Annotated in this window: 21 protein-coding genes; 9 read left to right on the plus strand and 12 right to left on the minus strand. The window is 68.7% G+C overall.

Features of this window, described 5'->3' with window-relative positions; translation table 11 throughout:
* Positions 1–9 precede the first annotated feature (9 nt).
* The 11 genes from flgK to KL771_RS09365 form a co-directional block, all read right to left on the minus strand.
* On the minus strand, positions 10–1,743 hold the full coding sequence (flgK, locus tag KL771_RS09315; RefSeq protein WP_261968266.1) for a flagellar hook-associated protein FlgK: 1,734 nt from the start codon (positions 1,741–1,743) through the stop codon (positions 10–12).
* An 80-nt stretch (positions 1,744–1,823) separates the two neighbouring features.
* Positions 1,824–2,288 (minus strand): hypothetical protein, encoded by a 465-nt coding sequence (locus KL771_RS09320; RefSeq protein ID WP_261968267.1) that lies wholly within the window; start codon positions 2,286–2,288, stop codon positions 1,824–1,826.
* A gap of 29 nt (positions 2,289–2,317) precedes the next feature.
* A complete protein-coding gene (locus tag KL771_RS09325; RefSeq protein ID WP_261968268.1) occupies positions 2,318–2,605 on the minus strand; it encodes a hypothetical protein in 288 nt (95 codons plus the stop codon).
* A gap of 2 nt (positions 2,606–2,607) precedes the next feature.
* Positions 2,608–3,879: a flagellar hook protein FlgE gene (gene flgE, locus KL771_RS09330; RefSeq protein WP_261968269.1), complete on the minus strand. Its 1,272-nt coding sequence runs from the start codon at positions 3,877–3,879 to the stop codon at positions 2,608–2,610.
* 11 nt (positions 3,880–3,890) lie between these two features.
* Positions 3,891–4,196, minus strand: a complete 306-nt coding sequence (locus KL771_RS09335) for a flagellar hook capping FlgD N-terminal domain-containing protein (RefSeq protein WP_261968270.1) — start codon at positions 4,194–4,196, stop codon at positions 3,891–3,893.
* 308 nt (positions 4,197–4,504) lie between these two features.
* Positions 4,505–4,750, minus strand: coding sequence for a hypothetical protein (locus KL771_RS09340; RefSeq protein WP_261968271.1), 246 nt, complete (start codon positions 4,748–4,750; stop codon positions 4,505–4,507).
* Between the two features lie 161 nt (positions 4,751–4,911).
* Complete coding sequence (locus KL771_RS09345; protein WP_261968272.1) at positions 4,912–5,295, minus strand: flagellar export chaperone FliS; 384 nt, start codon at positions 5,293–5,295, stop codon at positions 4,912–4,914.
* A gap of 37 nt (positions 5,296–5,332) precedes the next feature.
* Entirely contained in the window at positions 5,333–7,033 is a 1,701-nt protein-coding gene (fliD, locus tag KL771_RS09350) for a flagellar filament capping protein FliD (RefSeq protein ID WP_261968273.1), read from the minus strand.
* Positions 7,034–7,162: 129 nt separating this feature from the next.
* Positions 7,163–7,996, minus strand: a complete 834-nt coding sequence (locus KL771_RS09355; RefSeq protein ID WP_261968274.1) for a flagellin — start codon at positions 7,994–7,996, stop codon at positions 7,163–7,165.
* A 137-nt stretch (positions 7,997–8,133) separates the two neighbouring features.
* Positions 8,134–8,757, minus strand: coding sequence for an RNA polymerase sigma factor (locus KL771_RS09360; RefSeq protein WP_261968275.1), 624 nt, complete (start codon positions 8,755–8,757; stop codon positions 8,134–8,136).
* Between the two features lie 49 nt (positions 8,758–8,806).
* Entirely contained in the window at positions 8,807–9,163 is a 357-nt protein-coding gene (locus KL771_RS09365) for a hypothetical protein (protein ID WP_261968276.1), read from the minus strand.
* Between the two features lie 384 nt (positions 9,164–9,547).
* Between KL771_RS09365 and KL771_RS09370 the strand changes: the two genes are divergently transcribed.
* The 8 genes from KL771_RS09370 (at position 9,548) to KL771_RS09400 (ending at position 19,429) form a co-directional block, all read left to right on the plus strand.
* A complete protein-coding gene (locus KL771_RS09370) occupies positions 9,548–10,699 on the plus strand; it encodes an iron-containing alcohol dehydrogenase (protein ID WP_261968277.1) in 1,152 nt (383 codons plus the stop codon).
* Entirely contained in the window at positions 10,696–11,148 is a 453-nt protein-coding gene (locus KL771_RS09375) for an acyl-CoA thioesterase (RefSeq protein WP_261968278.1), read from the plus strand. Before KL771_RS09370 ends, KL771_RS09375 begins: the two co-directional genes overlap by 4 nt.
* A 293-nt stretch (positions 11,149–11,441) precedes the next feature.
* Positions 11,442–11,528 carry a K(+)-transporting ATPase subunit F gene (gene kdpF, locus KL771_RS28360; RefSeq protein ID WP_390866580.1) on the plus strand — a complete coding sequence of 29 codons (87 nt, stop codon included), beginning with the start codon at positions 11,442–11,444 and terminating at the stop codon, positions 11,526–11,528.
* A 64-nt stretch (positions 11,529–11,592) separates the two neighbouring features.
* Complete coding sequence (gene kdpA / locus KL771_RS09380) at positions 11,593–13,302, plus strand: potassium-transporting ATPase subunit KdpA (RefSeq protein ID WP_261968279.1); 1,710 nt, start codon at positions 11,593–11,595, stop codon at positions 13,300–13,302.
* A 10-nt stretch (positions 13,303–13,312) separates the two neighbouring features.
* Positions 13,313–15,364 (plus strand): potassium-transporting ATPase subunit KdpB, encoded by a 2,052-nt coding sequence (gene kdpB / locus KL771_RS09385; protein WP_261968280.1) that lies wholly within the window; start codon positions 13,313–13,315, stop codon positions 15,362–15,364.
* A gap of 89 nt (positions 15,365–15,453) precedes the next feature.
* Positions 15,454–16,020 carry a potassium-transporting ATPase subunit KdpC gene (gene kdpC, locus KL771_RS09390; protein ID WP_261968536.1) on the plus strand — a complete coding sequence of 189 codons (567 nt, stop codon included), beginning with the start codon at positions 15,454–15,456 and terminating at the stop codon, positions 16,018–16,020.
* Between the two features lie 14 nt (positions 16,021–16,034).
* Positions 16,035–18,743, plus strand: a complete 2,709-nt coding sequence (locus KL771_RS09395) for a sensor histidine kinase (protein ID WP_261968281.1) — start codon at positions 16,035–16,037, stop codon at positions 18,741–18,743.
* Positions 18,743–19,429, plus strand: a complete 687-nt coding sequence (locus KL771_RS09400; protein ID WP_261968537.1) for a response regulator — start codon at positions 18,743–18,745, stop codon at positions 19,427–19,429. Before KL771_RS09395 ends, KL771_RS09400 begins: the two co-directional genes overlap by 1 nt.
* A gap of 48 nt (positions 19,430–19,477) precedes the next feature.
* On the opposite strand, the gene KL771_RS09405 is transcribed toward KL771_RS09400, so the two are convergent.
* Complete coding sequence (locus KL771_RS09405) at positions 19,478–19,936, minus strand: Lrp/AsnC family transcriptional regulator (RefSeq protein ID WP_261968538.1); 459 nt, start codon at positions 19,934–19,936, stop codon at positions 19,478–19,480.
* Between the two features lie 173 nt (positions 19,937–20,109).
* Here KL771_RS09405 and KL771_RS09410 point away from each other — a divergent pair, with 173 nt between their 5' ends.
* Entirely contained in the window at positions 20,110–20,832 is a 723-nt protein-coding gene (locus KL771_RS09410) for an aspartate/glutamate racemase family protein (RefSeq protein WP_390866572.1), read from the plus strand.
* Positions 20,833–20,865 lie beyond the last annotated feature (33 nt).

Consider the following 20,865-nt stretch of genomic DNA (forward strand, 5'->3'; position numbering starts at 1 on the left):
GGTTCACGATCAGGTGGCGCTCGACACCATGTCGAGCAGGGTCGAGAACATCTCGTTGGCGACCTCCATGACGCTGGCCGCGGCGGAATAAAGGTTCTGGTATTGCGACAGCCGGGCCGTCTCCTCGTCGACATTGACCCCGGTCGCGGAACTGAGGGACGCCGACAGATTGCTCTCGACGGTCTCCGCCGTGGTCAGGGCGGTGTCGGCCCGCGCCGCGACCGAGGCGACATCCGAGACGATCGCCGCCGCATAGCCGGCAAGATCGGTGCTGCGCGCCGACAACCGGCCGGCCGCCGAAAAGTTCAGGGACGCGCCCAAAGCCTCGGCCAGCGCCTGTGCGACGGTCTGCGACCCCGACGCCAGCGCGATCGACCCGACCGTGGTCGCGCCGTCGTCGAGGCTGCCGAGCGCGAGCCCGCCGGAATCGTCCAGAAGCGTGGCGCGGACGGCGATGTCGGCGGCACCGGTGCCGGTCAGGAGGTCGTTGAAGCCGAAGGCCGCCGCGACGGACGCCGCGTCGCCGCCGACGACGGCATCGCCGCCGAGCGCCACGCCGGTGTCGGCGGCCGTGGTCGCGATCGCGAGATGGCCGTCCGCATCGATCGAGGCCGAGATGCCGTCGATGCCGTTGAGGGCATCGACCAGATCGCCGACGGTCGCATAGGCGGAAAGGTCGAGGTCGCTCGTGCTGACCACCGCGCCGTCCGCATCGAGCACCGCGACATGCAAGGTTCCCGACCCGTCGAGCGCATCGGTCGCCGCAACCGCCGCGGTACCGGTCAGACTGTCCGGGGCCGGCACCGCCGTCCCGGTCGCGGTGACCGCGTTGAGGGTGTCGATCAGGGCACCGGCCAGGGCGTCGAGAGCGTCCTGGGTCGCCGGCAGGGTCTCGTCGCGCAGAGTCAGCAGGGCTTCGAGTGTGCCGGAGCCCGGATCGAGCGTGCGGCCGTCGACCGTGATCGCGGACGTGACCGTGTCGGCGGTCATGGCCGCGACGGCCGAGAAGCCCAGTTCGTGCACGCTGGCGCCGACCAGGGTCTGGCCGCCGGTGGTGGCGACCGTCATGGCGCCGGTGTCGGCGACCGTGAAGGTGACCGCCAGGGCTCCGGCGACTGTGGCGAGGGCGGCATTGCGCTTGTCCTCCAGATCGGCGGAGGATTCGCCGCGCGCGCGTGCCGCGACGATGGCGACGTTGAGTTCGTCGATGGTGTGTAGGGCATCGTTGGTTTCGGACACCGTCGCGGCGATGTCGGCATCCGCATCGCCGCGCAGGCTCTGGACGGAGGCGGACAGGGAGCGCAGTTGGGTCGCCATGGCATCGGCCGCCAGCACGAATTCGGCCGCAGCGGTGGCGTCGGACGGGTCGGTGGCGAGCGCCGAGGCTGCGCTTTCCAGCGCCGTGACCGCAGCGGCGATCGAGGATCCGCTGTCGTCGTCGGACGAGACGCTGCCCATCAGGCTCTGCAGCCGATCGGCATAGTCGGCGGTCGTCTCGGCCGCGCCGAGGTCGCTCTTCGCCGTCATCAGCGAACGCAGCAGAATCCGGTCGACCTTGGAGGACACGCCCGTGACCGAGACGCCGACGGCGATGCCCTCGGCGACCAGGGAGGATTGCGTCGCCGTCTTGACCGAATAGCCCTCTGTGTCGGCATTGGCGATATTGGCGGCGGTGACGTTGATCTTGACCTGGGCCGCCGTCAGCCCCGAATAGGCGATCCTGCTCGCGACCGAGATGACCATGCTGCTGCCCTCCAGGGCCTTGCCGTCGGATCGGAACCGGCCGCGTCGTGCCGGCGCTCGGCCGGCATCGGACCGCCGGGCTAGATGGTGAAGCCGCGCCCGACCGCCGAGCCGGTGCGGAGCGCGGTCGAGCGCGCGTCCTTGCCGTAGACGCGGTCGCGGGCGACATGATCGCGCAGGGCGGCCATGACCGCGTCGACCCGGTGCCGGGTCGCCCGGATGGCCCCGTCCAGGCGCGCCATGTTCTCGGCCACGACCGCCTCCAGCCGTTGCGCGCGTTCCATCAGCAGGGCGCGTTCGGGCGCATCGCGCTCGGTGCGCAGCTGGCCGGTGCCGGACATGTGGCGCATGGCCCGGCCGAGATCGGCGGTCAGCGTCAGCTTGAGCGGGATCTCGGCGGCGGCGGCCACCGGCAGGCCGCCGGCCAGCGCCTGGTTCTCGGCGCTGATCACCTCGATCAGCCGGTCGACCGCCTCGATCATGCGCGCGGTCGAGAGGACGGGCGGCGCCGTTTCGTCGCCGGTGGTCTGAGAAGGATCGGACATGGCGGATGTCTCGTCGTTCGAGCGGAGGGTCAGCGGCGGCCGGCCGCCAGCGCGCGGGCGGTGCGCAGATAGGCGAGCGAGGCCTGGTTCGAGGCGCTGGCGCCTTCAATCCGGCGGCCGATCCGCCGGCGCAGCGGCTCCAGCGCGGCAAGCGCGTCATTGAGTTCGGCCAGCGCCACCAGGGCGGCGCGGCGTTCGTCGGGGTCCAACCGGCGCGGACCGGCCTTGCGCACGAACCGTTCGCCGACCATGCCGGTCAGGCGCTCGATCCGATCGATCAGCAGGTCGGCCCGAACGTCGTCCGGCTGCGCCGCCATGGTCAGCTCACCACCTGCAGCAGCGTCTGGAACATGTCGTTCGCCGTCGACATCACCTTGGAGGCGGCCGAATAGGCCTGCTGGGCGGCGATCATGTTGGAGAACTGCTCGTTGGTATCGGTGGTCGAGGCCTCCAGCGTCGAGCCCTGGATGGTGCCGGCCCCATCCGCGCCGGCCAGATGCAGGGTCGAGGCGCCGGATTCGTCGGTGACCCGATAGACCGCGCCGCTCAGAGCCTCGAGCCCGTTGGCGTTGGTGAAGGTGGCGACCGGAATCTTGAAGATCGATTTTGTCTGGCCGTTGGAATAGGTCGCGTTGACGGTGCCGTCGTCGGCGACCGCGATGCTCGACAGGGTGCCGTAGGCCTTGCCGTCCTGCGAGATGGTCGGCGACACCGTCAGGGTCGAGGCGGACGAGGTATATTGGCTGAGGCCGTTGGCCGAGCCGGCGGTGCCGAGATCGAGGCTGATCGAACTGTCGACGGCGCCCGAGGTCCAGCCGGCGATCGTCAGCGTCGCCGGCGACGGATCGGTCGAGGCCAGCGTGCCGTCGCCGTTGAACGTGACCGTGATGGCGCTCGACGAGACGGTGCCGACCGTGGTGGTGGTGTCGCCGGAGGCGGTCGGATCGGAGAAGGACAGCGTCCAGGTATTCTCGGCGGTCTTGGTCCAGGTCATCGTCGACTGGGCCGGCGTGCCGAGCGAGTCGTAGAGATCCATGGTCGACGTGAAGGTGTCGCCGATCTCGGCATTGGCCGGCAGGTTGGCGACGACCGAGGCTTCCGTTGTCGCCGAAGCCGACGAAGCGATGCTGTCGATGTCGATCGGGGTCAGGTTCTCGGTATTGGTACCGCCGGTCACGTTGCCGTCGGCATCGGTCGGCCAGCCGAGCAGCGTGTAGCCGTTGTTGGTCAGCTCGCCCTCGGTATTCACCGTGAAGGCGCCGTTGCGGGTGTAGTAGAGCGTGTCGGTGCCGTCGCCGGCCGAAACGACGAAGAAGCCCTGGCCGTCGATGGCCAGATCGGTGCTGTTCGAGGTCGATTCGAGCAGGCCGGAACTGGTCACGTTCGACCGCGTCGCCGCCTGGACCCCGCCGGCCGAATAGCTGCCCGTGACCGTCGACCCGGACGATGTGACCAGCGACTCGAACAGAGAATAGCTGGTCTTGTAGCCGTAGGTCTCGGCATTGGCGATGTTGTCGGATGTTACCGCGAGCGCCTGGGATTGGGCGCGCAACGCCGAAACGGCCGAATTGATCGCACCGGAGAGGCTCATGGCGGGCTCCCTCAGGCGGCCGAAGCGGTGGCGGATGACAGGCTTTCGGCGATCGACGAGACGCTTTCCTGCAGGCTGAGCAGGCTCGAATTCATCTCCGTCTGCTGGGCGAAGCTGGCGAAGGACATCATCTGCGACATCAGTTCCGAGGCGTCGGTCGGATCGGTCGGATCCTGGTTCTGCAGTTCGGTCGCCAGCAGGCTCAGGAAATCGGCGGTCGTCGTCGACGTGGACGAGCTCGATGTCGAAGACGTCGAGGACGTCGAGGCGGAAGAAGACGTCGAAAGCAGCGACGACAGCGAGCTGATCGAGCTCATGGAACAACTCCATGCAGGAACATCGGGACATGCCCCTGGCAGCGACCTGGGTCGGCGGCCGGATGGGGCCTTGTCTTGATGAAACGGACCGGCTCGGGAAATCAGGCGCTGGAATTCAGCGATGAACTTCATTCCGAAGAATCGATGCTGTCGGCAGGCGGGCAATAGTTAATGAATGATTGTCGTGCACGGCGACCGCACGACGAATGATCGCCGGACAGCGGCGCTCGTGGTCAAAATGCGAGGGATTCGATCGAGAGGGATTCGATCGGGAGGGGCCGCGATCGGGCGGGTCGGGACGGCCGTTCCTACCGGGCGGCGTGGCGGCGCGGCAGGGCGAAGGCCTTCGCGAAGATGCGGTCGGACAGACCCGTCGGGGCCGGCGGAACCGGCTCGGCGAAGGCTGCGCGCAGGCGCCTCGCCTCGTCGAGGCAGGCGCTTGCGGCCGGAGAGGTCAGCACCAGTTCGAGCGCCTCCGTCCGCTCGTCGAGCGGCCAGGCGGCGAGATCGTCGCCCCGGAGATCCAGAAGCTCTTCGAACCGGCGAACGTCCATGGCGCCCCGCCTCTTGCGGCCCTGCCGCTTCGGGCGACGGGCTCTGGGCGCCCGCAAATCTTTCCCGGAAGCGAATATGAACAAGTGTAACACGTCGTTTCGGAATGTCTCCCATCATTGCTGAATCCGGCGAAATGTTTCCATACCGGAAGCGGCCCGGATCAGCCGCCGCGCATCTCGAGCGCCACCTGGACCCAGGCCTCGCGCAGCGACCGCATGCCGTCCATCAGCCGGCGATACCGGTCGATGCGATCCGGTCTGGCATAGGAAATGTGCAGTTGCAGGATATAGCTGTTGTAGACCTTGTGCAGCCGCTCCGCGATATCGCCGCCGCGCTCGAAGTCGAGCGCGCAGTCGAGCCCGCGCAGAATCGTGGTGACCCGCTGGATCCGCGCGAAGCAGGTCTCGTGCTTGCCTTCCTCCATGGCGCGCACGGCCTGGGTCATGGCCACGATCAATTCGTCGTAGACGCGCACGAGCGCCACGGTGGGCGCGACGGCGGCATTGGCCTGGCGATAGGCGGCATTCGCCACTCTCGGATACATGGCGGGAAAACCTCGTCGGGGGGATGGAGGGGCGGCGTTACGAATCGGTCGACTGCGCCAGCAGCGCCTTGAGGTAGGAGAGGGTCGATTCGGCGACCGAGATGGAGGCCTGGATGCGGGCGTAGCGGGCGGTGATGATGGTCCGGTAGGCCTCGGCCCGGGTTTGGATGTCGTCGATCTGGCTCTGGTAGTCGGATTCCTTGGTCGAAAGATTGTCGATCAGGCCGGCCAGGGTGCCGTCGCTCGAATCCGACGCGCCATCGGCCGCGGTGTAGATGCGCTCGGCCAGGCCGCGCGACGTGGTGATGTCGATCGAGGCGGATTCCGTGCCGGTGAAGACCAGGACCAGTCCCTCGTAGATCGTCCCGGTCGCCCCGACGATGCGCGAGCCGGAGACGGTGAACAGGCTGTCGTCGCCGCCGACCGAAGCCCCCGTCAGCGTGCCGTCCGCGTCGACCGTGATGTCGATCGTGAAGCTGTCCGGCGCCTCGGTGCCGCGGCGCAGGAGCTGGAGATCGGAGGAGGAGGCGGTGAACTGGTAGGAGAACAGGGCTTCGAGACTGTCGAGATCGTCGAGCAGGGCCGATTCGAGCGTGTCGGTGTCGAGCACGAGCTTGTTGTCGTCGTCGAAGGTGATGCCGAGCGTCGTCAGCGAAGTATCGTCGATGCTGAAGGTCAGCGCCGAGGCGAGCGCATTGTTGATGCTGCGCAGGGTACTGTCGCCGAACAGGACGGCATCGGAAGAGGCCGTGCCGTCGGACGCCGCCGTCTGCTGCAACAGCGCGAAGTCGCGATAGGCGTTGTAGGCGTCGACGAAGGCGCTGACCGCCTCCTCGACGGCCGATAGATCGGTGGCGATCTCCAGTGTGACCGCGTTGGAGCTGGTCTCGTCGGTCGATGTGACGGCGTAGAGATGCAGGGTGACGCCGTCGAGCGCGTCGTCGATGTCGTTGGTCGAGCGCGTCATCTCGACCCCGTCGATCGAGAAGACGGCATTCTGGGCGGCCTGCAGCTCGTCCGCGAAGGCACCGTCGGCATCGATCACGCCGAGACTTTCGAGCACGCCGCCGCCGTCGGTCGCCTCGATGGTCTGGCCGGTCTCGGTCGAGGACAGAACCAGCCGATAGGCCGTGTCGGACACCTTCATCACCGTGGCCTTGACGCCGGTGTCGTCTGTGACCGCGTTGACCGCCTGGGCGATCGCGTCGAGATCCATGTCCGCGGTGATATCGATCGTCGCCGAGCCGGTGCCGGCGGTGCCGAGCGTGATCGTGCCGGCCAGGGCGAGGGCCTCGGAACTGGAGGTCTGGTCCGCGCTGGAGACCCGGTGCGCCTTGGCGATCTGCGTCACCTTGAGCTCGTAGGTTCCGACATCCGCATCGGTATCCGCCGTCACCGAGACGACCGAAGAGGCCGTCACATCGCCGACCGCGGTCAGATAGGCGGTGCGGTTGCGGAAAACGTCGTCGTCGGCCGCAAGGGTACCGCTCGGCGCGCGCAGGGCCTCGGCGGCCGTCGCCAGGGCAGACAGCAGGCTCTGCGCCTCCTCATAGGCCGCCCGCTTGGTCTCTGCTGCGGTCAGCTTGGTTTCGATCGAGTCGGCCCGGGCCAGCTTGGCATTGACCGCCTCTTCGATCAGGCCGTCCCAATCGATGTCGGTCGGATCGGTCGAGGCATAGCTGGACTTGGTGCTGGTCGTCGCCGTCGATGTCGTCGACGTGCTCGATACCGTGGTCATCGCGCGTCCTCACCGCCCCCGTGGTTCGATCGAGACGAATGGCGACCATTCGTCGGGTGGATCCGAACCGCTCACTCTTTGACGACGTGGGCGCGGCGCACCGGCGGCGGACCGGTGCGCCGCGGACCGTCACTGCAGCAGCTTGAGCAGGTTCTGGGTCAGCTGGTTGGCCGACGAGGCCGCCGAGACCGCGGCCTGCACCATCACCTGGGCGGAGGCGAGCTTGGCCTCTTCGGACGCGATGTCGACATCCGAGATCGCGGAATTGGCGGCGGACAGGTTTTCGACGCTGGAGGCGATCGAGGCCGACGTGAACTCGAAGCGGCTTTCCTGCGCGCCGATCTTGGCGCGGGCGGCCGAGACCGTGTCGATGGCGTCGGTGATCGTGTCGAGCGCCGTGGCCGCGCCGGCCTGGGTGCTGACATCGAGCGTGTCGACGCCGAGATCGGCCGAGGTCAGGCTGTCGATCGTGATGGTGATCGTATCGGTGGTGTCCGAGCCGACGATCACATCGGTGCCGGTGTCGAATTCGTTGTCGGTGTCGGTGTCGTCGAGCAGCGAGACGCCGTTGTAGCGGGTGCCCGACGCGATGGTGTCGATTTCGTCGAGCAGCTGCGCGAATTCCTCGTTGATGTAGCTGCGCTCGGTGTCACCGACGGTGCCGGAGGCAGCCTCGGTGGCCAGCGCCTTCAGGCGCTGCAGGATGTCGGAAATGTTCGAGGCGCCGCCGTCGGCGGTCTGCAGGATGGAGACGCCGTGCGAGGCGTTGGTGGCGGCCTGCTGCAAGGTGGTCACGTCGGAGGAGATGCGCGTCGCGATGGCGAGGCCGGCAGCGTCGTCCGAGGCCTGGGTGATGCGCGAGCCCGAAGCCAGCTTGGAGAGCGACTTGCTCTGCTCGGAGGCATTGATGTTCAGGTAGCGGACGGCGGAATTGGCGGCGGTATTGGTAGCGATGACGGGCATTTCGTGCTCCTGCCGGGAAGAGAACGGCCGACCACCTCTCGGGCGGGGCCGGCGCGGATCACGTCCGCGTACAGTCCTTGAACGGGCCGCACCGCATCCGGCAGGCGCTGTATTCGTTGGTCTGCGAAGATTTATCGTTAATCAATAGTAAAGGAGAGCCGGATGTCGGCCTCCGCGCCTTTCAGAGCCTTGCGCAACTGCTGCCGCCCGCGCTTCAGAAGCGATTCGACCGCCATCACGGTGGTCTCCATCATCTCGGCAATGTCGGCATTGCTCATATTTTCGTGGTAGGAGAGCACGATCGCGATGCGCTGCTGATCGGGCAGCCGCGTCAGCGCGCCGTCGAGCAGGGTCGAAACCTGGGCGCGCTGCAAGTCGCCGAGCGTGTCGGTCTGCTCGTCGACCGGCTCGGGGGCCTCGCCGATCTCCGCCATGCGCGGGCTGCGGCGCAGGTCGATGCAGCGGTTGGCGACCACGCGGTGCAGCCAGGTCGAGAATTTCGCGCGCCCCTCCTCCCAGCGGGCGCCGTGGGTCCAGACCTTCAGGAAGCAGTCCTGCACGACATCGTCGGCGTCGGCCGCATTCTGCAGGATACGCAGGGCGAGCGCATAGGCGCGGTCGATATGCCGCTCGACCAGGAGGCGGAACGCGGCCTGATCCTCAACGGCGATGCGACGGAGCAGCGCCTCGTCGTCGTCCTCGTCCCTGCAGCCCCGGCGTAGCGCCGGCGCCGGGTGGGCGCCCGGTTCTCCGTCGTCCACCCCCAACCTGTCCTGCGTCTGCCGGCCCCCCGGAGCGACTGCCGCCATTTCACCCTCCGCCGCCGTCATGCGCCGCTCCCGGAAGCAGCCACGCGGTCTCATCTGTTGAACGGCGGGAACCGGCAAACCAGGCGCGGAATTCCAAGTATTTTTCAAATATTTGAACCCGGTAATAATTTCCTATATTTTGATTTTCAGGTCGTTTGTCTAGGTAATTTTTGCCTGCCTGAATTCGGCAAGAATAAACCAATACATAATGGCGAGAATACAGATTTTCAATTGATCTTGTGGAGCCATATCCGTATTTCGATCCCTCATGATTTGGGTATAGTCGCCCATTTCGGGCATCCGAGGTCCGGCGATTCACGGCGGCGCCCGCGGGCCCCTGTCTCTCTACGACGATCATCCGATACTCCGGTCCCGATACGGCTCGGCGACTTCGGCGCCTGGCGCTCCTCGCGGCCACCAGACTGTCCCGGCCCCATGCCGGGGTCGGCAGTCCTTGCCGAGCGTCGGCGCGCCATAGCCTGTGATTCGGCTGCCCCTCCGAGGAGGCCCGCATCGGCCTTTCCCGCGCAATCCCGAAACGTTCCGAAACGGTTGACCGGAACCATGAATTTTGTATCCGCACATTTCTCTCGGGCCTGGACCCGACGGCCGCCCGTCCGCCGTTCCGCGTTTTCCGCCGCATGCCCCATTGACGCGCCGGCCCCGGGCGGTATCGCCTTGTCGGCGACCGGGACGGCCGGTCGGACGAGGCCGTTCGCCCCACCCCGCGAGGATATCGACGATGATCCCGTTCGCCTTCCAGACCACCCGCCATGTCGTCGTCGAACCCGGCGCGTCCGGCCGGATCGGCGCCCTGGTGGCGGAACTCGGTGCGCGCCATGCCTTCCTGGTGACCGATCGCGGCATCGAGGCGGCGGGATTGCTGGAGCCGGCCCTGAAGGGCTGCCGCGAGGCCGGGGTCGCGGTGACGCTGTATACCGACGTGGTCGCCGATCCGCCGGAGGCGCTGGTGCTCAAGGCCGTCGACGCGGCGCGCGCGGCCGGGGCGGATGCGGTCGTGTCGGTCGGCGGCGGCAGCTCGATGGATGTCGCCAAGCTGGTTGCGCTGCTGGTGCCCGGGCATCAGGCACTGGCCGACATCTACGGCGTCGGCCTGGCGCGCGGGCCGCGCCTGCCCCTGGTGCTGGCGCCGACCACGGCCGGCACCGGATCGGAGGTCACGCCGATCTCGATCGTCACCACCGGCGCCGGCGAGAAGAAGGGCGTCGTCGCCCCGGTGCTGATCCCCGATGTGGCCGTGCTCGATGCCGACCTGACGCTCGGCCTGCCGGCACCCGTCACCGCGGCGACCGGCATCGACGCCATGGTGCATGCCATCGAGGCCTTCACCAGCAAGCGCCTGAAGAACCCGGTCTCCGACTGCCTGGCGCGCGAGGCGCTGCGGCTGCTCGCCGGCAACATCGCCGAGGCCTGCCGCAACGGGTCGAACCGGGACGCCCGGCAGGCCATGCTGCTCGGCTCGATGCTGGCCGGGATGGCCTTCGCCAATGCGCCGGTCGCCGCCGTGCATGCCCTCGCCTATCCGGTCGGCGCCCGGTTCCACGTGCCCCACGGCCTCTCCAACGCGCTCGTCCTGCCGGCCGTGCTGCGCTTCAACATGACCGCCGCCGAGGCGCTCTATGCGGAACTGGCCGGGATCGTGGTGCCGGAGGTCGGCGGATCCGAGGCCGGGCGCGCCGCCGCCCTGGTCGACCGGCTCGGCCGCCTCGGCGGCGAACTCGGCCTGCCGGTGCGCCTGTCGGAGGTCGGCATCACGGCAGCCGACGTGCCGGCGCTGGCCGAGGACGCGATGAAACAGACCCGGCTCCTGATCAACAACCCGCGCGAGGTCACGCTCGCTGATGCCACGCGCCTCTACGGAGAGTCGCTGTGAGCGGTGCCGCGCCCCTGCGTCGCGCCGAATTCCGGTATTTCCGGACCATCTCGACGCGCTGGATGGACAACGACGTCTACGGCCACGTCAACAACGTGGTCTACTATTCGTTCTTCGACACGGTCGTGAACGGTCACCTGATCGAAGCCGGCCTGCTCGACCCCAAGGCGAGCCCGGTCATCGGCCTGGTGGTCGAGACCCAATGCCGCTACCGCGCTTCGCTCGCCTTCCCGGAGCCGGTCGTCGCCGGCCTCCGGGTCGCCCATCTCGGCCGCTCGTCGGTCCGCTACGAGATCGGCCTGTTCCGCGCCGACGCCGAGGACAGCGCCGCCGAGGGCCATTTCGTCCACGTCTATGTCGACCGCGCCACGCAGCGGCCGGTCCCGATCCCCGATCCCGTGCGGGCGGCGCTTGCGGCTCTGATCGCGGACGCCGCGCCGACCGCCTGACCGGACAGCGGGCCGGCCGGATGCGGTGCCGCAGCCCCGGCGATCGGCGGTGCGCGGCGGGCCCGTCGCCCGGCCGCGGCCGGGCGCGGTCTCTCCCTGCCGGTGGCCTTACGCTCTCCTTATGCGGGAGCCCCCTATTCCCGATCGAAACCTTACGCCCGTCGGCGGCACGGTGAGGTCCTCGAACTGAGGAACCCACCATGCTCGATCTCGTCTTTCTCGCCATCGGTCTCGGCAGCTTCGCGCTGCTGGCGGCCTATGCGCATGCCTGCGACAGGCTGTGAGGCGCGGCCATGACAGAGCCCGTCCTCGCCCTCGCGGTCGCCGTCCTGCTCGGCGGCTATCTGGTCTTCGCCCTCATCCATCCCGAACGGTTCTGATCGCCGAACCGCCTTGCCGGCTGGCGCGATCGACAGCGATCGCGGGCGGCCGAGGAGTCCCCCCATGTCCGCCAATGGCTGGCTGCAGATCGCAGTCACACTCATTCTCGTCGGCGCGGCGGCAGTGCCGCTCGGGCTCTACATGGCCCGCGTGCTCGCCGGCGAGCGCCATCCGCTGTCCGCGCTGCTGGCGCCCGTCGAAGCCGCCTTCTACCGGCTCGCCGGCATCGATCCGGCGCGCGAGCAGCGATGGCTCGGCTATGCGCTCGCCATGCTGGCCTTCAGCGCAGCCGGATTTGCCGCGCTCTACGCGCTGATGCGGCTGCAGGCCGTGCTGCCGCTGAACCCGCAGGGCTTCCCGGCGGTGCCGCCGGATCTCGCCTTCAACACCGCGGTCAGCTTCGTCACCAACACCAACTGGCAGGCCTATGGCGGCGAGAGCACCATGGGCCACCTCGTCCAGATGGCCGGCCTGACGGTGCAGAACTTCGTCTCCGCCGCCGCCGGCATCGCCCTGGCGGCGGCCGTCACCCGCGCCTTCGCCCGCTCAGGCGCGCAGACGCTGGGCAATTTCTGGGTCGATCTGACCCGGACGGTGCTCTACGTGCTGCTGCCGCTGTCGATCCTGCTCGCGCTCGCCTTCGTGCTGACCGGCATTCCGCAGACCCTGACGGGGAGCGTCGAGGCGACCACGCTCGAAGGTGCCAAACAGACCATCGCGCTCGGCCCGATCGCCGGCCAAGAGGCGATCAAGCAGCTCGGCACCAATGGCGGCGGCTTCCTCAACGCCAACTCCGCCCATCCCTTCGAAAGCCCGTCCGCGCTCGCCAATGTCCTGTCGATCGCCGCGATGCTGCTGGTCTCGGCGGCGACCGTGGTGATGTTCGGGCGGATGATCGCCGCCCCGCGCCAGGCCCGGGCCCTGATCGCCGCCATGGCGATCCTGCTCGTCGCCGGCGTCGCCATCGTCTATGCGGCCGAAAGCGCCGGCAATCCGCTCCTGACCGCGCTCGGTGTCGACCCGCTCCAGGGCAACATGGAGGGCAAGGAGGTCCGCTTCGGCCAGGCGCTGACGGCCCTGTTCGTGGCGGCCACGACCGGGCTCTCCTGCGGCGCCGTCAACGCGATGCATGCCTCGCTGACGCCGGTCGGCGGGCTGGTCCCGCTGTTCCTGATCGAGCTCGGCGAGGTGCTGCCGGGCGGCGTCGGTTCCGGGCTCTACGGCATGCTGGTCTTCGCCGTCCTGGCGGTCTTCGTCGCCGGCCTGATGGTCGGGCGCACGCCGGAATATCTCGGCAAGCGCATCGAGGCGCGCGAGATCAAGCTCGCCATGCTGGCGGTGCTGATCCTGCCGCTCGCCATCCTGGGCTTCTCCGCGACGGCCGCGCTGCTGCCGGACGCCCTGGCGAGCCTCGCCAATGCCGGCCCGCACGGCCTGACCGAGATCCTCTACGCCTATTCGTCGGCGGCCGGCAACAACGGCTCGGCCTTCGCCGGGCTCAACGCCAACACGGCCTGGTTCAACACCACGCTCGGCATCGCCATGCTGGCCGGCCGCTTCGCCTACGTGATCCCGGTCCTGGCCATGGCCGGATCGCTCGTCGCCAAGACCCGGGCCCCCGCCACCGCCGGCACCTTCCCGACCGACGGCCCGCTTTTCGTCGGCCTGCTGGTCGGCGTGATCCTGATCCTCGGCGGCCTCCAGTTCTTCCCCGCTCTCGCCCTCGGTCCGATTGTCGAGCATTTCCTGATGCTCGCCGGCAAGACCTTCTGACGGTGTTCCCATGTCCAAGCAAGTCACGGCCGAACCCGGCCTGTTCGACGGCAAGATCCTCGCTCAGGCGAGCCTCGAAGCGGTCCTGAAGCTCGATCCGCGCAAGCTCGCGCGCAATCCGGTGATGTTCGTCACTGCCGTCGTCGCGCTTCTGGTCACCCTCGTGGCGGCCCGCGAAGCCGCGACGGGATCGGGCCATCTCCTGTTCACGGCACAGATCGCGCTCTGGCTCTGGTTCACGGTGCTGTTCGCGAATTTCGCCGAGGCGGTCGCGGAGGGGCGCGGCAAGGCGCAGGCGGATTCGCTGCGCGCCATGCGCCGCGAGACGGTCGCCAAGCGGCTGCTCTTCCCCGACACCCCCGACCGGGTCTACGAGGGCGTCGGCTCCGACGACCTCGACGTCGGCGACATCGTGCTGGTCGAGGCCGGCGACGTGATCCCGGCCGACGGCGAGATCGTCGAGGGCGTCGCCTCGGTCAACGAAAGCGCGATCACGGGCGAAAGCGCCCCCGTCATCCGCGAGGCCGGCGGCGACCGCTCGGCCGTCACCGGCGGCACCACGGTGCTCAGCGACTGGATCAAGGTCCGCGTCACCGCCGCGCCCGGCTCGACCTTCCTCGACCGCATGATCGCGCTCGTCGAAGGCGCCAGCCGCCAGAAGACCCCGAACGAACTGGCCCTGTCGATCCTGCTGTCGGGACTGACGCTCGTGTTCCTGATCGCGGTCGTCAGCCTGTGGGGCCTCGCCGCCTATTCGGGCACGATCCTGTCGGTGACCGTGCTCGCCGCGCTCCTGGTGACGCTGATCCCGACCACGATCGGCGGCCTGCTCTCGGCGATCGGCATCGCCGGCATGGACCGGCTGATCCGGTTCAACGTGGTGGCGACCTCGGGCCGGGCCGTGGAGGCGGCCGGCGATGTCGGCACGCTGCTGCTCGACAAGACCGGCACCATCACCTACGGCAACCGCATGGCGACCGAGTTCGTCGCGGTGTCGGGCGCGACCGTGCGGTCAGTCGCCGAGGCCGCCTTCCTGGCCTCGCTCGCCGACGAAACCCCGGAAGGCCGCTCGATCGTGGCGTTGGCCAAGGCCGACCACGGCCTGAAGGAACCGGACGAGACGCGCGGCAGCTTCGTGGCCTTCACGGCGCAGACCCGCATCTCGGGCGTAGACCTGGACGGGCGGCTGATCCGCAAGGGCGCGGTCGACGCGATCCTGCGCGCCATCGACCTGCCGCTCGAACGCACGCCGCCGCAGTTCCGCCAGGCCGTCGAGCGCATCGCGCGGTCGGGCGGCACGCCGCTCGGCGTGACGGAGAACGGCCGCCTGATCGGCGTCATCCACCTGAAGGACGTGATCAAGCCGGACATCAAGGAGCGCTTCGCGGCCCTGCGTGCGATGGGCATCCGCACCGTCATGGTGACGGGCGACAATCCGGTCACCGCGGCGGCGATCGCCTCGGAGGCCGGCGTCGACGACTTCATCGCCGAGGCCACCCCGCAGGACAAGCTCGCCTATATCCGCGCCGAACAGGAACGGGGTCGGCTGATCGCGATGTGCGGCGACGGCACCAACGACGCGCCGGCGCTCGCCCAGGCCGATGTCGGCGTCGCCATGCAGACCGGCACGCAGGCCGCCCGCGAGGCCGGCAACATGGTCGATCTGGACAGCAATCCGACCAAGCTCATCGAGATCGTCGAGATCGGCAAGCAGCTGCTGATGACCCGCGGTTCGCTCACCACCTTCTCGATCGCCAACGACGTGGCCAAGTATTTCGCCATCATCCCGGCCCTGTTCGTGGCCACCTATCCCGAACTCGGCGCCCTCAACGTGATGGGCCTGGCCACGCCGGAAAGCGCGATCCTGTCGGCGATCATCTTCAACGCGCTGATCATCGTCGCACTGATCCCGCTCGCCCTGAAGGGCGTGCCCTACCGAGCGGTCGGTGCCGCGGCGCTGCTCCGGCGCAACCTCGTCATCTACGGCCTCGGCGGCCTCGTTCTGCCCTTCGTCGGGATCAAGGCCGTCGATCTCGCCGTCACCGCCCTGGCCCTGTCGTGAGGAACCCGCTCATGCGCAACAAACGTCTCAGTCAAATCCTCGCCACCCGCACCCCCGCCGCCGTCGCGGCGGCGCCCGGACCATCGTCCCTGGCGGCTCAGATCCGTCCGGCCATCGTGCTGACGCTGCTGTTCACCGCACTGACCGGGCTCGCCTACCCGCTCGCCGTCACAGGCCTCGCCCAGATGGTCGCGCCCGACCGGGCCAATGGCAGCCTGGAGCGGCGGGACGGGACCGTGATCGGCTCGCGCCTGATCGGCCAGGCCTTCGCCTCCGAACGCTACTTCCACGGCCGCCCCTCGGCCGCCGGGACGGACGGCTACGACGCCGCCGCCTCGTCGGGCTCCAATCTCGGCCCGACCTCGGCGAAGCTGATCGACCGCGTCCGCGGCGATGTCGGCGCGCTCAAGACCGCCGGGGCGGCGACACCGGTACCGGCCGACGCCGTGACCGCGTCGGCGAGCGGCCTCGACCCGCATGTCAGCCCGGACTTCGCCTATGCCCAGGTCGACCGGGTCGCAGCGGCGCGCAAGCTGGACCCCGCGCGGCTGAGAACATTGGTCGACACGATGATCGAGGGCCGGGAGCTGGGTCTGTTCGGCGAGCGCAGGGTCAATGTCCTGATGCTCAACCGCGCGCTCGACCGGCTTTCCTGACGGAGGCGGCGCGCATGGGCGAGACCAATCCGGATCGGCGGCCGTCCCCGGACGCACTGCTGGCGCTCGCCGACAGCGAGCGCCGCGGCCGGCTGAAGGTCTGGCTCGGCGCCGCGCCCGGCGTCGGCAAGACCTATGCGATGCTGTCGGCCGCGCGGCAGGCAGGGCAGGCCGGCACCGACGTCGTGGTCGGTCTCGCCGAGACCCATGGCCGGGCCGACACCGAGGCGCTGACGGTGGGGCTCGAGATCCTGCCGCGCCGGCCGTTCTTCCATCGCGGCCACCGGCTGCAGGAATTCGACATCGACGCCGCCCTGGCCCGCCGGCCGGCCGTGCTGGTCGTCGACGAACTCGCCCACAGCAACGCCCCCGGCAGCCGCCACCCGAAACGCTACCAGGATATCGACGAACTCCTGCGCGCCGGCATCGACGTCTGGACCGCGCTCAACATCCAGCATCTGGAGAGCCTGTCCGACGTGGTCTCGCGCATCACCGGCGTGACGGTGCGCGAGACCGTGCCCGACACGGTGCTCGACCGGGCCGACGAGGTCGTGCTGGTCGACATCACGCCGTCCGAGCTGATCCAGCGGCTGAAGGACGGCAAGGTCTATCTGGCCGACAACGCCCGCCGCGCAATCGACCACTATTTCAAGCCCGGCAACCTGACGGCTCTGCGCGAACTGGCCTTGCGCCGGACGGCGGCGCGGGTCGACGACCAGATGGTCGACTATCTGCGCCAGAACGCGATCGAGGGGCCCTGGCCGACCGCCGAGCGCATCCTCGTCTGCGTCGGCGGCGATGCCCGCTCCGTGACGGCGATCCGGGCAGCCAGCCGCTTCGCCAGCGGGCTCAACGCCGACTGGCTCGCCGTCCATGTCGAACGCCCCGACCTGACCCCCGACACGGCAGCCACCGAACGGATCGAAGAGGCCCTTCGATTGGCCGAACGGCTGGGCGCGACGGTCCTGCGCCCCTCGGGCCGCGATATCGTCACCGGGATCCTGCGCATCGCGCGGGCGGAGAATGCGACGCAGATCTTCCTGGGGCGGTCCCGGAGCGGGCGCTGGGCCCGGCTGCGCGGCCGATCCCTGACCGAGGCCGTGCTGGAGCGGGCGGGCGCCCTGTCGGTCCATGTCGTCGGCGAGGACGATGCCGTACGCCCGGCGCCGGCCGGGATGCCGCGGCTCCGGCTGCCGGCGCTCTCGCTGTCGGGCGCCGGGGCGGCGGTCCTGGCGGTGGCGGCGGCGCTCGCCATCGGCTCCGGACTGGTGCGTTATGTCGAGCTGCCCAATCTGTCGATGATCTTCCTCGCCGCCGTGGTGCTGTGTGCGCTGCGCTTCGGTACGGCAAGCGCGGTTCTCGCCTCGGCGCTGTCCTTCGCGGCCTACAATTTCTTCTTCATCGAGCCGGTCTACACCTTCACGGTCGCCAAGCCGCACGAACTTCTGGCGCTGGTGGTATTTCTTCTGGTGGCGATCGCCATCGGCGGCATGGCTGGACGCCTGCGCGATCAGTCCGAACTGATCCGTTTGCGGGCGGCCGCGATCCGCTCGCAATACGAGTTCGCCCGCAAGCTTTCGGGTACCGCGAAACTGGACGACCTGCTCTGGGCGGTCGCCTCGCAGATCGCCGCCTCGGTCGGCGGCCGATGCCTGATCTTTCTCGCCGAGGGCTCCGACCTGGTCCTGAGCGGTGCCGCCCCGCCCGACGACGAGATGGGGCCGGCGGAATGGACCGCGGCCTATTGGGCGCTGAACCACGAAGAGCCTGCCGGCTGGCGCACCGGCACGCTGCCCAATGCCCGGCTGCAGTTCCGCCCGATGCGGACCGCACGCGGGACGACGGGAACGATCGGCTTCGAGCCGGCCAATCCGGCCCGGGCGTTGACCGGGGAGAACGAGCGGCTGGTCGATGCCCTGATCGACCAGGCGGCGATCGCGATCGAACGCATCCGGCTGGTCGACGAGATGAACCGGGCCGCGGCATCGGCGGAAGGCGAAAGGTTGCGCTCGGCCCTGCTGACCTCGCTGAGCCACGATCTCAAGACGCCGCTGGCCGCCATCCTGGGCTCGATCACCGCGGTTCGGACGCTCGGACCCAGGATGGACGAGACGGCGCGCGGCGATCTGCTGCTGACCATCGAGGAGGAGACCCGGCGCCTCTCCCGTTTCGTCTCCAACCTGCTCGACATGACCAAGCTGGAGGCCGGCGGTCTGGAGATCACGCCCGACGAGGTCGATCTCGTCGAGGTCCTGCCCGGTCTGATCGCTCGCGCGGCGCTGCTGCTGCCCGGCCTGACGGTCAAGACCCGGCCCTGGCCGCCCTCGGCGACGGTGCGCGGCAATCCGATTCTGGTCGATCAGGTGCTCTTCAACATCCTGGAGAATGCCGACAAGTATGCCGGCCCGAATGCGGAGGCGACGGTCTGGCTCGAAGTCGCCGACGGCCGCATCCGTCTGGTCGTCGAGGACCGGGGGCCGGGCATTCCGCCGGACCAGCTCGACCGCGTCTTCGCCAAGTTCCACCGGGTCGCCGCCGGCGATGGCCGCGCCGCCGGGACCGGACTGGGTCTCGCCATCGCCAAGGGGATCGTCGAGGCGATGGGCGGCACCATCCGCGCCGAAAGCCCGATCGCCGGCGCGCGCGGCACCCGCATCCTGATCACCTGGCCCCTGTCCGCACCATGTCCCGAAGCCGGCGGGCCGCCTGAAGGCATCCCATGATGAGGTCCGACCCACGCATCCTCGTCGTCGACGACGAACCTCAGATCCAGCGCTTCCTGAAGCCGGCGCTCGAGGCCTCCGGCTTCGAGGTCGTCCAGGCCCTCGACGGCCGGAGCGCCATCAAGGCCGTCGCCATGGCGGCGCCGGACGCGGTGGTGCTCGATCTCGGCCTGCCCGATTGCGACGGCAAGGACGTGATTCGTCAGGTCCGCGCCTTCTCGCAGGTCCCGATCGTGGTGCTTTCGGCACGCGACCGCGAGGTCGAGAAGGTCACGGCGCTCGATCTCGGCGCCGACGACTACGTCTCCAAGCCGTTCGGCATTTCCGAACTGCTCGCGCGGCTGCGCACCGCGCTGCGCCACGCCGCCCGCCAGGACGGCCAGAGCGAGGTTATCTCGGTCGGCGATCTGGTCGTCGACACGCGGGCCCACCGCGTGACCCGGGCCGGCGAGGCCCTGCACCTGACGCCGAAGGAATACGACCTGCTGCACATTCTGGCCCGCCATGCCGGCCGCGTCCTGACCCACCGGCAGCTTCTCACCGCCGTCTGGGGGCCTGCGCACGAGAACGACACGCAGTATCTGCGCGTCCTCGTCGGCCAATTGCGCCAGAAGCTCGAACCCGATCCCGCCCGGCCGACGCTGATCGCGACCGAGCCCGGCATCGGCTACCGCTTCGACGATTGACGGCCGGCCCCGCGGGGCCGAGCACGGGCTGCCGAGCGGAAGCCCGCATCATGTGTATTTCAACGGAATCGACGTCGTGAACTTCAGTTCTTCCATCGATATCGACGAGGTGATGTCGGTGAAATCGAGCCGACTGATCATCTTCTTGTAGACGGCGTCGTAGACGTCGACGCTCGGCACCACCAGCCGCAGGAGGTAGTCGATGTCGCCGGTCAGCCGGTAGGCCTCGACGATTTCCGGGATGTCGGCGATCACCTTGCGGAACGAATCCAGCCATTCCATCGAATGGCGCGACGTGCGGATGACGACGAAAACCGTCATCGGCACGTTGCTCTTGCGCCGGTCGATCAGCGCCACCCGCCGCGTGATGAAGCCGGCATCCTCCAGCGCCTTGATGCGGCGCCAGCAGGCGGAGACCGACAGGCCGACCGTGTCGGCGAGATCGGCCACCGCGACGGTGGCGTCCTCCTGCAGCTCCTCCAGGATTCGACGGTCGCGAATATCCAGCATCGCGCTCTCCATTTGCACAGCTTCACTAAACTCGCGCAAATCGATTTCGCAAGCTGCTGCTTTCACGCAAACTGCTCTCGCCTTTGCCGCGACTTTGTGCAGCCGGCGCAGGGACGCCGGCCGGGTCCGCGCCGTAGCGTAGCGACACGGTTCCACGACGGAGAATTCCAGTGTCTCGAATCATCGGCCTGATCGGCGGCATGAGCTGGGAAAGCACGGCCACCTACTATCGGGAAATCAACGAGTTGGTCCGCACCCGCCGCGGCGGTCTGGCGTCCGCCGACCTGCTGCTGCGTTCGGTCGACTTCGAGGCGATCGTCGCCCTGCAGAAGGCCGGCCGCTGGGATCTGGCCGAGGCCGCGCTCGCCGAGGCGGCCTCCGGCCTGGTCCGCGCCGGCGCCGGATGCATCCTGATCTGCACCAACACCATGCACCTCGTCGCCGACGGCGTCGCCCGGTCGATCCCGGTGCCGCTGATCCACATCGTCGACGTGGTCGGCCAGGACCTCGTCGCAGCCGGCATCAGGCGGCCGCTGCTGCTCGCCACCCGCTACACGATGGAACAGACCTTCTACCGCGACCGGCTGCGCGCACGCTTCGGCCTGGAGGCGCTCGTTCCGGACGCCGACGATCGCGGATCCGTCCACGACATCATTTTCGACGAGCTCTGCTGTGGGGTCGTGAAGGAGACCTCGCGCCGGCGCTATGTCGAAGTGATCGAAGCCGCTGCCGCCCGGGGCGCCGACGCCGTCATCCTCGGTTGCACCGAAATCGGGCTGTTGATCCACCAAACGGATTCGAATCTGCCTGTATTCGATTCGACAAAATTGCATGCCCGCGCAGCAGTCGACTTTTCCGACGGTTCGCTGCAAGTGGATGCCGTCGCCGCCTGAGCCGGCGGCATGTCGCCGTCCGCTGGCCGGAGC

Origin of the sequence: Prosthecodimorpha staleyi, assembly GCF_018729455.1 — a bacterium.
GTDB lineage: Bacteria > Pseudomonadota > Alphaproteobacteria > Rhizobiales > Ancalomicrobiaceae > Prosthecodimorpha > Prosthecodimorpha staleyi.

What these genes read in the sequence shown, in the direction of transcription:
- KL771_RS09340 (WP_261968271.1), bottom strand. Translation starts at nt 4,750, where the DNA reads ATGGACGTTCGCCGGTTCGAAGAGCTTCTGGATCTCCGGGGCGACGAT.
- kdpF (WP_390866580.1), top strand. Translation starts at nt 11,442, where the DNA reads ATGACAGAGCCCGTCCTCGCCCTCGCGGTCGCCGTCCTGCTCGGCGGC.
- KL771_RS09355 (WP_261968274.1), bottom strand. Translation starts at nt 7,996, where the DNA reads ATGCCCGTCATCGCTACCAATACCGCCGCCAATTCCGCCGTCCGCTAC.
- KL771_RS09400 (WP_261968537.1), top strand. Translation starts at nt 18,743, where the DNA reads ATGAGGTCCGACCCACGCATCCTCGTCGTCGACGACGAACCTCAGATC.
- fliD (WP_261968273.1), bottom strand. Translation starts at nt 7,033, where the DNA reads ATGACCACGGTATCGAGCACGTCGACGACATCGACGGCGACGACCAGC.
- flgE (WP_261968269.1), bottom strand. Translation starts at nt 3,879, where the DNA reads ATGAGCCTCTCCGGTGCGATCAATTCGGCCGTTTCGGCGTTGCGCGCC.
- KL771_RS09395 (WP_261968281.1), top strand. Translation starts at nt 16,035, where the DNA reads ATGGGCGAGACCAATCCGGATCGGCGGCCGTCCCCGGACGCACTGCTG.
- KL771_RS09320 (WP_261968267.1), bottom strand. Translation starts at nt 2,288, where the DNA reads ATGTCCGATCCTTCTCAGACCACCGGCGACGAAACGGCGCCGCCCGTC.
- kdpB (WP_261968280.1), top strand. Translation starts at nt 13,313, where the DNA reads ATGTCCAAGCAAGTCACGGCCGAACCCGGCCTGTTCGACGGCAAGATC.
- flgK (WP_261968266.1), bottom strand. Translation starts at nt 1,743, where the DNA reads ATGGTCATCTCGGTCGCGAGCAGGATCGCCTATTCGGGGCTGACGGCG.
- kdpA (WP_261968279.1), top strand. Translation starts at nt 11,593, where the DNA reads ATGTCCGCCAATGGCTGGCTGCAGATCGCAGTCACACTCATTCTCGTC.
- KL771_RS09345 (WP_261968272.1), bottom strand. Translation starts at nt 5,295, where the DNA reads ATGTATCCGAGAGTGGCGAATGCCGCCTATCGCCAGGCCAATGCCGCC.
- KL771_RS09325 (WP_261968268.1), bottom strand. Translation starts at nt 2,605, where the DNA reads ATGGCGGCGCAGCCGGACGACGTTCGGGCCGACCTGCTGATCGATCGG.
- KL771_RS09365 (WP_261968276.1), bottom strand. Translation starts at nt 9,163, where the DNA reads ATGATCGTCGTAGAGAGACAGGGGCCCGCGGGCGCCGCCGTGAATCGC.
- KL771_RS09335 (WP_261968270.1), bottom strand. Translation starts at nt 4,196, where the DNA reads ATGAGCTCGATCAGCTCGCTGTCGTCGCTGCTTTCGACGTCTTCTTCC.
- KL771_RS09370 (WP_261968277.1), top strand. Translation starts at nt 9,548, where the DNA reads ATGATCCCGTTCGCCTTCCAGACCACCCGCCATGTCGTCGTCGAACCC.